Raw genomic sequence first — 12,772 nt, forward strand, 5'->3', positions numbered from 1 at the left:
CCCGTGACCCAGGCCCCGATGGCGCCTCCGGTGCCCGCCGCTCCCCCGGCCCCGCCCGCCGCACCGCCGCTCGGCGCCGGAAAGATCAACCTCGACAAGGGCCGCGTCAGCCTCCAGAAGAACCAGACGGTGTCCCTGGTCAAGGGCGGCCGGCCGCTCCTGTCCCAGGTCAAGATGGGCCTCGGCTGGGAGCCCGCGTTCCGCGGCAAGGACATCGACCTGGACGCCTCGGTCATCGCCTACGGCCCGCAGCGCAACCACGTCGACAGCTGCTACTTCGGCAAGCTGTCGATCCTGAACGGCGCGATCAAGCACTCCGGCGACAACCTCACCGGCGAGGGCGGCGGTGACGACGAGGTGATCGTGGTCGACCTCGGCCGCATCCCCCAGGACGTCACCGGCCTGGTCTTCACGGTCAACTCCTTCTCCGGCCAGAAGTTCACCGAGGTCGCCAAGGCCTACTGCCGCCTCATCGACGCCGCGACCGGCGAGGAACTGGTCCGCTTCGACCTCACCAACGCCGAGGCCCAGACCGGCGTCATGATGGCGAAGCTCATCAAGCAGTTCTCCGGCGAATGGGACATGACCGCGATGGGCGACTTCGTGAAGTCCCGCACGGTGCGCGGCATGGTGAAGCCGGCGGCGCAAGCGTTGTAAGCGGGCGGAAACCCTCCCTCGATCCGGATCACGCCTTAGTCTCTTGGCGAAGGCGTGAACGGGGGGCGGGGACATGACCGTTTTGGATGGAAACCGGTCGTGCTTCATCAGTTACGCGCGGGACGACCAGGCCTGGGCCGAGTGGGCCGCCTGGCAGCTCCAGGACGCGGGTTACGAGGTATGGCTGGACGTCTGGTCGCTCGCCCCGGACGCCGACTGGTGGGCCGAGGCATCGGCCGCCGTTCGCGCGTCCCAACAGGTTCTGGTGCTCGTCTCGTCGTCATACGCGCACAGCGCCAACGCAGCAGCGGAGCGGGCGGCCGCTCTTGCCGGGCGAGCAAGGGTGATCCCCGTCCTGTTGGACGACGGTCCGTTCCCGGCGGGCCTGGACGAGCTTCGCGACCTGCCGTACCTGCGGCTCGCGGAACGCGACGACACTGCCGCGCGTAAGGCCCTCTTGCACGCCGTCGCCCCTGGACAGCCGCCGACCGGCGGCCGGCTACGCCGCTTCGGCGCGACCAGTCCCCGTCTGCCGGAGAGCCGGCCTCGGGTATGGCGTGTGCCCCCGCGCTCCGACTGCTTCGTGGGCCGCGTCGAGCTGCTGAAGGAGCTCAGGGGGGCGCTGACCGAGAATTCCCGGGCCGTCCTCGTCGGGGATCCGGGGGCGGGCAAGACCCAGCTGGCCATCGAGTACGCCCACCGTTTCGCGGGCGAGTACGAACTTGTCTGGTGGATCGGGCACGGCGGCGGCAGTCCCGCCATGCCTCAGCTCGCCGAGCTCGCGAGACGTATCGGTGCCGCCGAATCCGACGCACCGATCGGCCAAAGAATCAAGAGCCTCGTTGCCGAACTGCGTACCCGCAGCCGCTGGCTGCTGGTCTTCGACGACGTGTCGGAGGCGGAGGACACCGGACTCCCCGAGAGGGTGCTGCGCGACACCGGCACCGGACAGATCCTTCTCATCTCCCGAAGCCAGCCGCAGGCCGGCTTCGGGGACCCGATCGAGGTGGGTCCGCTCACACCCGAGGAGTCCCTGGCCCTGCTCCGCAGCCTGGCACCGGAGTTGAGCGCGCAGGACGCCCGCGGGGTGGCGGCCGACGGCGACATCCCGTTGGCCTTGGGGATGGCAGCCGAGGCCATCAACAGCGGTGTCTCCGTCGAGGCGTACCGCGAAGCACTCTCGACGGTGCCTGCCACCAGTCCGCCGCACAGCCTCGCACATACCGTGCGCATCGGCCTGGCCCAGGTGTCGGAACGGAACCCGGGGGCCGTCGCTCTCCTGTCGGCCTGCTCCCTGCTCGCGCCGGAACCCTTCCGGCTCCGGGACTGTGTGCACGTGCCGGACTGGACCCCGGAACCCCTGGCCACAGTTCTGCGGGACGGCAGGGTACGGAGGGCCGCCCTGGGAGCTGCCAGCAGCTTCAGCCTCGCCTACACGGCCGACGACACTGTGCTCATCCACCCGGCCGTCCACTCCGCGCTGCGCGACGAGATGTCCGCGACCGAACGTGCCGACGCGGCTCTCGGAGCCCAGGCCCTGCTGGTCTCGGCTCTCCCCGCCCTGCGCGGGACGTCGGAGATCCGGGCTTCCCTGTTGTCCCACCTGCTCGCGGTGGCAGCACGGGACCTGACCCGGGTCGAGGGACTCAAGGCCGCGTGCGAAGGGTGTGTCCGCCTGCTGGAGGACGGCGGAGCTCCGGCCGCCGCAGCCAGGCTGACCGAACTGCGAGGGGCCTCGGCGGCGCTGCTCGGCGCGAGCGATCCCACCACGATGGAGATTCAGTCGTACCTGGTCGACGCGCTGCAGGCGGCGGGCGAACCGGAAACCGCCCAGCCACTGGCGAAGACCCTCCTCGACTGGCTGCGGTACACCTTCGGCGACGAGGAGCAGCTGACGCTCCACGCCGCCGCCCAACTCGCCACGCTGCTCACCGAATCCGAGCACTGGGCGGCGGCTCTGGACATCGGCGAGAAGACTCGGAAGCAGCTGCGGTCGGTCCTCGGCGCGGACCACCCCGCCCATCTCAGCCTGGCGTCGACGCTGCTCACACCGTTACGTGCGCTGGGCAGGGCCGAGGAAGGCCGGAGACTGGGCGAGGACACCTACACCCGGCAGCGGCGCATACTCGGCCCGGACGCTCCGGACACCCTTCGCACGACCGCGCGTCTGGCCGTTCTGCTGGTGGACCTCGACGATCTGGGCCGGGCCTGCGCTCTGGGCGAGGAGACCCACCACCGGCTGAGACTCAGCAAGGGCCCTGACGACGTCACCACCTTGCGGGCCGCTGTCCTCCTGGCTGTGCTGAGGATCCGCGTCAACCGCGAGACGCAGGCCTTGAGACTCCTGGAGAAAACCCTCGACCGGCAGAGGCAGGTACTCGGAGCGGATCACGTCGACGCGCTGCGCACCTCCGCGCTGTTGGCCGTCCTGCGCGCGGACAGCGACGCCCCTGCCCCCGCGGTGCTGGTCAGATACGCGCAGGAGGCCGATCTGCCGCCCGAGGTGCGGCAGCGGTTGGAGCGGAGCTCCTCCGGCACCCGACCGGAGTTCATCGCCGAGTACCTCTTCAGCGAAGTGCTACGCACGAGCGCCGACATACTCAAGACGGATCGCCTCACCATGCTGCCCCGGCCATCCGAGTCAAGGCGCCGCCCGGCGTCTTTCGCGGACCGGGGGAGCGTACTGGTCAGCCATGTGGAGGCGGACCGCAGCTGGGCGAACTGGGTCACGTTCGAACTGGTCCGCCTGGGCTACGAGGCGACGACACTGAGCAAAGACACCCATCTCGGACGTCGGCCGTTCCGGGAGTACGACATTGTCCTCGTCTTGCTGTCCCCCGACTACTTGGCATCGGTGGTCTCCAGCCACCAGGACACCGCGGAGTGGATCGGGCTGCCGGACGGCGACGGACACGACCCGCGCCGTTTCATCCCGCTCCTCCTCAAGCCCGTCGAATCCGGCCAACTGCCGCGCGCCCTGCGGGATCAGGCCACTCCGGCCCTGTACGACCTCGACCCCGACGCAGCCCGCGACGTCCTGCAGTTCGCTCTGGAAGAACCCGCGCGCCCGAACGGAGCCCCGGTGTTCCCTGGCGCTTCCAGTCCCTCCGACAGCGACGAGGCGCTCCTGACCCATCGTCTCGTCAACGCCCTGGAGCGCTCGGCCGCCCTGCAGCGCAGAGACAGCCGCACCATCCTCTGGGATCTCCTGGGTGTCACCGAGCGGGAGACCGTGTCACCGCGCACGGCAATGTTCGAGGTCGTCCGCAGCCTGCGGTCTCGGCCGGAAGGGCTCTCGGTCCTCGTGGAAGCACTGGACTTGATGGAGCCCGACAGTCTCGCGACCGCGGAGGTGCGCAACGTCGTCGCGGAGTTCCAGCGCGGCCAGGCAGCGCGGTGAGCGCCCCACCCCCACCGGGGCCGGTCCCCGCGGGCCCGCCCGGCCTCATCCCGCATTGGTTCTTCACCGGCTATTCGGACAGCAAAGCGAACTTCTCCCGGGTCAAACGCTTCCACGAGGACGTGGAGAAGGAGGTCCGGCTGAGTCTCGGCGAGGCGGTCCCCGGCCGGGGCTTCGTGGATTTCAGGGACATCAGACCCGGCGAACGCTGGGAGGACCGCATCGTCGAGAACGGTATCTGCACGACCCGGGCGATGCTGGCCCTCTATTCGCCGAGCTACTTCCAGAGCCACTGGTGTGCCCACGAGTGGACGGTGTTCACCGCCCGGCTCAGCCAGTACAGGTCGAGCACCGGCGCCGAGGTCCCGTGTCTGATCGGGGTGCGCTGGCAGCGGACGCGGCAGGCGTGGCCGGAGGAGGTGACCACATATCAGTACGTGCGCCGTGATCCGAACTCCCTGTACGAAAAGCGGGGGTTGATCCATCTCGTACCGCACGGTGAGCAGGATGGGGGTACGCAGGAGTACTGGGAGATCGTCCATGAAGTCGCCGACGTCATAGTGGACGCGCACGACAATCCCCTTCCGTCCGCCAGGCTCGACGACGCCTGGTCGCGATCGGCGTTCGGTCCCGAGTCGTCGCTGTACGTCGACGTCGTGCTCACGTACTCCGACCGGAACCGCGATTGGGGAGACTGGGTGCACGCCCTGCTTGCCGAGAGACGCGAGGTCTCCGTCCTGCCCTCGGACTGTCTCGGCCGTGTCCCCGCGGAGCTCCTCAGGAACTCGCTGACCCGCGCGCACCGCGTCGTCGCACTGATCTCCCGGCACAGCCTCGCCGAACAGGGCCCGAACAAGGCAGTGCTGGAGGAGATGTACGACGATCCCGATGTCGTCGACAACCTTCCACGGTTCGTCCCCCTGTTCATCGAGGACGTCCCCGAGGAAATCGTCCCCGCCAAGCTGCTTCCCAGAGGCGGCAAGGCCCTGTACGACATCCCCGACTCCGACGCCGTCCGGGACATCGTCCTGGCTGCGGTCAACGCCCCGGTCGCCTCCCCGGCCGTCGCCCAGATACCTGAACCGAAGTTTCCGTCCGACGCCGTCAGCGCGTTCGAGAGCGAACTCGCCGACAAGCTCTCCCTGGCGTCGTCGCTGCGCGACAAGGACCTGCGGGACGTCTGGTTCCAGGCCACCGGACTCGATGCCTCCCGGAGACCTCCTCCCGGGTTGAGGACCCGCCCATGGGTTCTCTCGGTCATCCTGGCGTCCAGGAAATGGGAAGACGGCTACGAACGTCTCGCCGTCGCCCTGGAATGCCTCGACCAGGGCGCCCCGGAGACCATCGAAGTGCGCAGGCTCGTCGCCGGCCGCCGATCCGGGGCTACGGCCGCAGCCCGTCCGTCAGCAGGGACAGGTAGCGGCGGATGAACTTCCCCTGGCCGTTGGCCAGCTCCGAGGCCGTCGACACCCCGTGGGCCAGTCGCAGGACCTCGATCGACTCGATGTCCTTGCGCAGGGTGCCCTCCTGCTGCGCCGCCTCGACCAGTCGCTGTGCCGCGCTCTTCATATGGGTGCCGCAGACCGTGAGGGTGACGTTGGTGCCGTCCGAGACGGCCGAGCCCAACAGGGCCTTCATTCCCCGCACTTGGATCGTGCCGACGCAGACCTCGTACAGCCACTCGGCCAGTGCCTCGCCCGGCGGCAGTTCCTTCGCGAGTTCGTCGGCGCGGGTCCCGAGCGCCTCGATCCGGTCGACGTAGGCCGCCTCCAGCAGATCCTGCCGGGTCGGGAAGTGCCGGTAGAGCGTGCCGGAGCCGACGCCGGCGCGCTTGGCGATGTCGTCGAGCGACGCGTTCTCCCCGTGTTCGGCGAACGCCTCGGCCGCCACCTTCAGCAGGCGCTCGTAGTTGCGCCGGGCGTCCGCGCGCATGGGCCTGACCTGCGTCATCCAGATACTCCTTGCGAACCGGGGACTCTCTCCGTATCTTACCGAGTACTAAACGGAGACAGTCCCCGCTTATCTTGGCGGGCAGTCCGTGCTGCCCGCACGCCTCTCAGCCGGGGACGCCAGACCGGGAGAACTCCATGTCCACCCCGTCCGCACCGTCCACCACCACCGATCCTCACCCCGCACCACCCGCGCCCGCCAGGCTCGGCACCGTCCTCTTCGTCGTCGTCACCGCCTACCTGATGGTCGGCGTCGACTCCACCGTCGTCAACGTCGCGCTGCCCGCCATCCAGAAGGACCTCGACTTCAGCCCCACCGGCCTGTCCTGGGTCCTCAACGCCTACACCCTCGCCTTCGGCGGGCTGCTCCTGCTGGGCGGGCGGGTCGGCGACATCGTCGGGCGCCGCCGGACGCTCACGATCGGCGTGCTGCTCTTCGCCTCGTCCTCCCTGCTCGGCGGAGTGGCCACCGACAGCGCCTGGCTGCTCGCGGCCCGCGCGCTCCAGGGCATGGGCGCCGCGCTCATCGCACCCAACACCCTCGCCCTGATCACCACCAACTTCCCCGAAGGACCGCGCCGTCACCACGCGCTCGGCATCTACACCTCCATGGCCGGCATCGGCGCCTCGATAGGCCTGGTCATCGGCGGCATGCTCACCTCGTGGGCGTCCTGGCGCTGGTCCCTGCTGATCAACGTGCCGATCGGCGCCGCCGTTGCCCTCGCACTCCCCCGCTTCGTCGGCGAGACCCCCCGCCACGCGGGCCGGTTCGACGCGGCGGGCGCACTCACCGGCACCGCCGGGATGACCTCGCTGGTGTACGCGTTCATCCGGGTCTCCTCGGACGGCTGGGGCGACCTCCAGGCGCAGTTGGGCTTCAGCGCGGCGGCGGCCCTGCTGGTGGGCTTCACCCTGGTCGAGTCCCGCGCCGCCCAACCCATCATGCCGCTACGGCTGTTCGCGAGCCGCAACCGTGCGGGCGGTTACGTGGGCGTCCTGCTGCTGCCGGCGGGCATGTTCGGCGCGTTCTACTTCCTCACCCTGATCAGCCAACGGGTCCTGGACTACAGCCCGTTGCGCACGGGCTTCGCCTTCTTGCCGATCACCCTGGCGATCTTCACGGTGGTCCGCTTCGTACCGCGCCTGCTGGCCCGCTTCGGCGCCAAACCGGTGCTGCTCACCGGCATGGCCCTGCTCGCCACCTCGGCGGGCTGGCTCTCGCAACTCAGCCCCGGTGACGGCTACTTGACGGGTCTGCTCGGCCCGCTCGTCCTGATGGGCGTGGGCGTCGGCCTCAGCTTCATGCCGCTCAACGCGACGATCCTCGCGGGCATCGAACCCCGCGAGGCAGGCTCGGCGTCCGGCCTCCTCCAGACCCTGCAGTGGCTCGGCGGCACCCTCGGACTGTCCGTCCTGGTGACCGTCTTCGGCACGGCGACCCGGCACTCCACCGGATCGCCGTCCGACATCCTCGTCCACGGCTCGGCCCGCGCGTTCGCCGTCGCCGCGCTGATCGCCCTGACCGCCCTGCTGGTGTCGGCGTTCGTGATCACCGGCAGGAAGCCCGAGGGGGCCGGGAAGGCCGCCTAGAACAACGCGCTGTACGCGTTCAGCGCGGGCTGGCCGCCGAGGTGGGCGTAGAGCACGGTGGAGTCCCGGCCGATCTCGCCGCGTGCGACGAGGTCGATCATCCCGGCCATCGACTTGCCCTCGTACACGGGGTCGGTGACCATCCCCTCGGTACGGGCGGCGAGGCGCATCGCCTCCAGGGTGGTCTCGTCGGGGATGCCGTAGATGCCGGCGTGGTAGCGGTCGTCCAGTTCGACGTCGTCGACGGACAACTCCCGCTTGACCCCGATCAGTTGGCCGGTGCCGTGCGCGATGCGGGCCACCTGTTCGCGGGTCTCGGCGGGCTTGGCCGACGCGTCGATGCCGAGCACGCGGCGCTCACGCCCGCCCGCCTCCTCCAGCGCCCGGAACCCGGCGACCATGCCGGCCTGGGTGGAGCCGGTCACCGAGCACACCACCACGGTGTCGAAGAAGACGCCCAACTCCCGCTCCTGCTCGGCGACTTCGTGGGCCCAGTTGGCGAAGCCGAGGCCGCCGAGCGGGTGGTCGGAGGCGCCGGCGGGGATGGCGTACGGCTTGCCGCCGCTCTCCTCGACCTCACGCAGCGCCTGCTCCCAGCTCTCCTTGAAGCCGATACCGAACCCGGCCTTCACCAGGCGTACGTCCGCTCCTGCGAGGCGGCTGATCAGGATGTTGCCGACCTTGTCGTAGACGGAGTCGGGCCACTCCACCCAACTCTCCTGGATCAGCACGCACTTGAGCCCGGCGCGGGCGGCGCAGGCGGCGACCTGACGGGTGTGGTTGGACTGCACGCCGCCGATCGACACGAGGGTGTCGCAGCCCTTCGCGAGGGCGTCCGCGACGAGGTACTCCAGCTTGCGGGTCTTGTTCCCGCCGTACGCCACACCGGAGTTGCAGTCCTCGCGCTTGGCCCACAGGGCGGCGCCGCCGAGGTGGGCGGTGAGGCGCTCCAGCGGGTGGACGGGCGAGGGGCCGAAGAGGAGGGGGTAACGGTCGTACGAGGAAAGGGACATGAGATCTCCAGGGTCAGTCGGCGTCGGCCAGGTCTGCGAGGGTGTGCCAGATGTCGGCCGTGACGCGGACCGCACCGTCCGTGTCACCTGCGGCGCAGGCCTCGATCAGCCGCTCGTGCAGTCCGGCCGAGCGACACGAGCCGCCCTCACCGAAGCGTCGTCGCTCCAGTCGGCGGATGAGCGGGGTGTAACGGGCGACGGTGGCGGCGGCGGCGCGATTTCCGCTCACCCGCACCGGTACGTCGTGGAGTTCATCGTCGGCACGCAGGGCCGCGTCCACGTCCCCGGCGCGCACGGCGGCGGCGAATCGGTCGTTGGCCGCGCGCATCACGTCGATGTCCGTGTCCCGCAAGAGGGGTACGGCGACTCGCGTCACCAACTCGTGCAGGGCACCGACCACGGCGGCGGCATCCCGCACATCGGCGGCCACGACCGGAGTCACCCGGGTGTAGCTCTGCGGCTTGCTCTCCAGGAGCCCGTCGTCCACGAGCCGCGAGAACGCCTCCCGCACCGGCGCCCGCGACAGCCCGAGCCGCTCGGCCAGCTCGGCGTCCCGCACCACCGCGCCGGGTTCGATCTCCCCGGCGACGATGGCGTCACGGATCGCTTCGTAGGCGCGGTCGCGGAGGAGGGTGCGCGGGACGGGACCTAGGGCGTTCATGAACTGAAATGTTAGATGTCAATCCCTCCTCGGACAAGAGGGTGGCCCGCACCCCCCGTGGAAGTGCGGGCCACCCTCGGCTCTCAGGCCACCCAGGGCCAGTCCGCGTCCCGGGCCGCCTCCAGGAGCGGCACCATCCGGAAGGCCGCGTCCGAGAGGCCGCCGAAGGTGTGCCGGTTGGCGGTGCCGGACGGGCCGTGGCCTGCCCGGTACCCGGCGAGGTTCCAGGTGTAGACCGGCACGTGGGCCGGGACCTGCTCGGTCGGGTCGCCGTAGTGGCTGTACCCGGCCTGCTCGTCGGTGATGATCAGCACCCGGTCCTGGCCCCGGTAGTGCGAGCGGACCGCCGAGGTGGTGTCGGTGCCGCCCAGGTCGCCGAAGCGGCCCAGGATCTTGAGCACCGACTCGCCCGCACCGAAGTCCAGGCGCTTGCTCGTGGTGCCGAACTCGACGAGGTCCGCGTCCGCCGCCCGCAGCGCGAGCGCCGTACCGAAGATCACCGCCGCGTCGGCCCGGTTGAGCTCCGAGCGGTCGGACAGCCGGGAGTAGAACATCGAACCCGAGCGGTCCACGAGCACCAGCGTGCGGCCCGGCAGCGCGGGCACGTTGGCCAGCGAGTGGCCGAGCGCCCGCTCCAGCGGGTACGCCCAGCGCAGCGAGGGCGCGTGCTGGTACGCGGCGAGGTAGCGGAAGGGGAACTGCCGCGAGCGCGCGACCTCCGCCGGGTCGCTGATCTTCGCCGCGACCCGGGCCGCGACCTCGTCGGAGACTCCGGCCTCGTCGAAGTTCCGGAGATTCCGGACGAGCGCCATCGACCCCATGGACGGGATGACCGCCTCCCAGGCCGCCTTGTCCATCGGGCCCTGCAGCCAGCCGGCCAGCGCCTCCCAGGTCATCCCGGCCGCCGCGAGCCGCTCGGCTCCGTCCGGCGCCGTGACGACCGCGCGCCGCCGCTCGACCGGCAGCGCCATCAACTCGCGGTGCGCGGTGAGGACTTGGTTCGACGCGGGCGGTACGGCGGTGTCCGGGTGGTGCCGGCGGTCCAGCGCGTACTGGAACAGCTCGCCCTGCCACGCCTTGTCCGGGTCCGGCGCCGCGTGCACCAGGTTGAGGATGTCGCCGAAGCGGTAGCCCTTGGACGCGGTGTCGTACTTCAGCAGCGACTTGCCGCTGTAGAGCCGCTGTACGGCGTCGGCGACACCGCGCTTGACCGGCTTGGGGATGTTGCGGCCGTAGCGCGCGGTCCAGTACGCGAGCAGCTCGCCGGGCTCGTCCGGGCGCCGGAGCACGGAGTCGACGACCTGTCGGTTCGAAGGGCCGTCGGTGGCATCGGCGTCGAGGCGGGCCTTCACGTACTCTGCGGCTCCCACGATCGAGGCCGTACGGAGGTTGCCCTCGCCGCGCAGCCAGCCGAGGAGGCCGGCGGTCCAGGTCGGGTCGGTGACGGCGAGTTCGCGCACGAGGGTCGCGAAGCGGTCGTCGCGCGTGGCGCCGGACTCGTAAAAGGTCTGCTGCGAAACGAAGTTGGCGACGGCGAGCAGGAAGAGCTCGGAGCGTGCGTCCCGCTCACGGCCGCGGCCGCCCTCATAGGTGCGGAGCACCCGGCCCGTGGAGGTGACGCGGGAAACGGGCTGCGCGCGGGCGGCCTTCCTGTTGAATCGAGACATGCTGAATTCCCCCGAATTCATTGCGGCTTCGGAGGGAGTGCGCGGCAATGGCGGGCGCCCGAGATCGGAGTCGGCGACGGGACTTATAAACCAGCGCGTCTTCCGTTCCGCCACATCGGCCCTGGGCCGATGACGGGATTTGAACCCGCACCCGTATCACTACGGACTGAATCCCGAAGTATCCGCTGCCTGCGCACCGGGCACCCACCATGAGCTGCGCCTCCCGAGATCAAGAACGGCTGCGGTGTCTAATTCGGTTGCAACGAAGTAACCGCCGCCTTCGCACCGGGAGGTGCGTGCTGTTGTGATCTCAGAGTAGGAGGCACAGCCGATGGTGGGCGAACGAATTAACTAGCCGCGCTTCTGCCGCTTCCAAGGCCCCGTAATGGCCAGCATGATCCCCGGCGTCTGGATGTTCGCGTACAGGGTCTTGCCGTCGGGTGAGAAGGTGACGCCGGTGAACTCGCTGTATTCCGGCTTCTCTTCGGTGCCGATGTTGAGTTCGTTGCGGGCGATCGGGTAGGTGCGGCCGCTCTCGGTCGCGCCGAAGAGGTGCTGGATGCCCTCGCCGTCCTCGGCGATGACGAGGCCGCCGTAGGGGGAGACGGTGATGTTGTCGGGGCCGTCGAACGCGCCGTCCACGGACGGGTCGGGGTTGACGCCGAGCAGCACCTTCAGGGTCAGGGTGCGGCGCTTGGGGTCGTAGAACCAGACGGCGCCGTCGTGCTGGACGGGGCTCTCCGTGCGGGCGAACGAGGAGACGATGTACGTGCCGCCGTCACCCCACCACATGCCCTCCAGCTTGCGGGCGCGGGTGACCTCGCCGGCCGCGAACTGCTTGCGGACCGACACCGACTTCGCGTCGCGGTCGGGGACGGTCACCCAGTCGACGCCGTAGACCGTGCCGATCTTCGTGGCGCGGGAGAGGTCGTCGACGAACTTGCCGCCGGAGTCGAAGCACTTGAAGGCTTCGAGGACGCCCGCGTCGTCAGCGAGGGTGCGGAGCTTGCCGCGGCCGTGGTGGAAGTGCTCGGGCGGGGTCCAGCGGTAGAGGAGGCCGTTGGGGTTCGACGCGTCCTCGGTCAGGTACAGGTGGCCGCGCTTGGGGTCGACCACTACCGCCTCGTGCGCGTAGCGGCCGAGTGCCTTGATGGGCTTGGGGTTCTTGTTGGCGCGGCGGTCCACCGGGTCGACCTCGAAGACGTAGCCGTGGTCCTTGGTGAAGCCGTTGGTGCCGGTCTTGTCCTCGGTCTCCTCGCAGGTGAGCCAGGTGTCCCAAGGGGTGTTGCCGCCCGCGCAGTTGGTGGCGGTGCCGGCGATGCCGACCCACTCGGCGACGTGGTCGCGGCGGACCTCGACGACCGTGCAGCCGCCGGCCGCGGCGGGGTCGTAGACGAGGCCGTCGGTGAGCGGGACGGGGTGGGGCCAGTTGGCGCGGGGGCCGGCCAGCTCGTGGTTGTTGACGAGGAGGGTGGCGCCGCGCGGGCCGTCGAAGGTGGACGTGCCGTCGTGGTTGGAGGGGGTGAACTCGCCCGACTCCAGTTTGGTCTTGCCGCTGTAGGTGATGACGCGGTATTTGAAGCCGGCGGGGAGGGCGAGGAGGCCGTCCGGGTCGGCGACCAGCGGGCCGTAGCCGACGCCGACATGGCCGTGGCCGTAGCCGGTCGCCGACTCCTCGGCCGCGGTCTCGGTGTCGGTGGCGGCGAGGGCGTTCGGGGCGGTGGCGAGGGCGCCGACGCTGCCCGCCAGGGCGACCCCGGCACCGGTGATCGCGGATTTCGCGGCGAAGTCTCTGCGGGTGAGCGACATGGTGTGTCCTACCTTTCTTGATGTGG

9 protein-coding genes are annotated in these 12,772 nt (G+C 70.0%); 4 read left to right on the forward strand and 5 right to left on the reverse strand.

Annotated features, from left to right (window positions below; genetic code table 11):
• The 3 genes from JHN45_RS44165 to JHN45_RS44175 form a co-directional block, all read left to right on the forward strand.
• A partial coding sequence (locus tag JHN45_RS44165) for a TerD family protein (RefSeq protein WP_201054980.1) occupies window positions 1–657 on the forward strand: 657 nt, incomplete at its 5' end.
• A 73-nt stretch (window positions 658–730) separates the two neighbouring features.
• Window positions 731–4,057, forward strand: a complete 3,327-nt coding sequence (gene fxsT, locus JHN45_RS44170; protein WP_201054981.1) for an FxSxx-COOH system tetratricopeptide repeat protein — start codon at window positions 731–733, stop codon at window positions 4,055–4,057.
• Window positions 4,054–5,487, forward strand: a complete 1,434-nt coding sequence (locus JHN45_RS44175) for a TIR domain-containing protein (RefSeq protein ID WP_201054984.1) — start codon at window positions 4,054–4,056, stop codon at window positions 5,485–5,487. Before fxsT ends, JHN45_RS44175 begins: the two co-directional genes overlap by 4 nt.
• Here JHN45_RS44175 and JHN45_RS44180 read toward each other — a convergent pair.
• Complete coding sequence (locus tag JHN45_RS44180; RefSeq protein WP_201054986.1) at window positions 5,441–6,007, reverse strand: TetR/AcrR family transcriptional regulator; 567 nt, start codon at window positions 6,005–6,007, stop codon at window positions 5,441–5,443. The genes JHN45_RS44175 and JHN45_RS44180 overlap by 47 nt on opposite strands.
• Before the next feature lie 137 nt (window positions 6,008–6,144).
• On the opposite strand from JHN45_RS44180, the gene JHN45_RS44185 reads away from it, so the two are divergent.
• Window positions 6,145–7,596 (forward strand): MFS transporter, encoded by a 1,452-nt coding sequence (locus JHN45_RS44185; RefSeq protein ID WP_201054988.1) that lies wholly within the window; start codon window positions 6,145–6,147, stop codon window positions 7,594–7,596.
• Here the strand turns inward: JHN45_RS44185 and JHN45_RS44190 are convergent.
• From JHN45_RS44190 to JHN45_RS44205, 4 genes are all read right to left on the reverse strand, one after another.
• A complete protein-coding gene (locus JHN45_RS44190; protein ID WP_201054990.1) occupies window positions 7,593–8,609 on the reverse strand; it encodes a 1-aminocyclopropane-1-carboxylate deaminase in 1,017 nt (338 codons plus the stop codon). The two genes, JHN45_RS44185 and JHN45_RS44190, sit on opposite strands and share 4 nt — an antisense overlap.
• A gap of 13 nt (window positions 8,610–8,622) precedes the next feature.
• Window positions 8,623–9,270: a GntR family transcriptional regulator gene (locus tag JHN45_RS44195; RefSeq protein WP_201054992.1), complete on the reverse strand. Its 648-nt coding sequence runs from the start codon at window positions 9,268–9,270 to the stop codon at window positions 8,623–8,625.
• A gap of 83 nt (window positions 9,271–9,353) precedes the next feature.
• The gene (locus JHN45_RS44200; protein WP_201054994.1) at window positions 9,354–10,937 is read right to left on the reverse strand and encodes a TROVE domain-containing protein; all 1,584 of its coding nucleotides are present in this window, start codon (window positions 10,935–10,937) and stop codon (window positions 9,354–9,356) included.
• Between the two features lie 351 nt (window positions 10,938–11,288).
• Window positions 11,289–12,746 carry an alkaline phosphatase PhoX gene (locus JHN45_RS44205; RefSeq protein WP_200712868.1) on the reverse strand — a complete coding sequence of 486 codons (1,458 nt, stop codon included), beginning with the start codon at window positions 12,744–12,746 and terminating at the stop codon, window positions 11,289–11,291.
• Between the last annotated feature and the right edge of the window lie 26 nt (window positions 12,747–12,772).

It is taken from the genome of Streptomyces sp. MBT53 (assembly GCF_016654115.1).
Classification (GTDB): Bacteria; Actinomycetota; Actinomycetes; order Streptomycetales; family Streptomycetaceae; genus Streptomyces.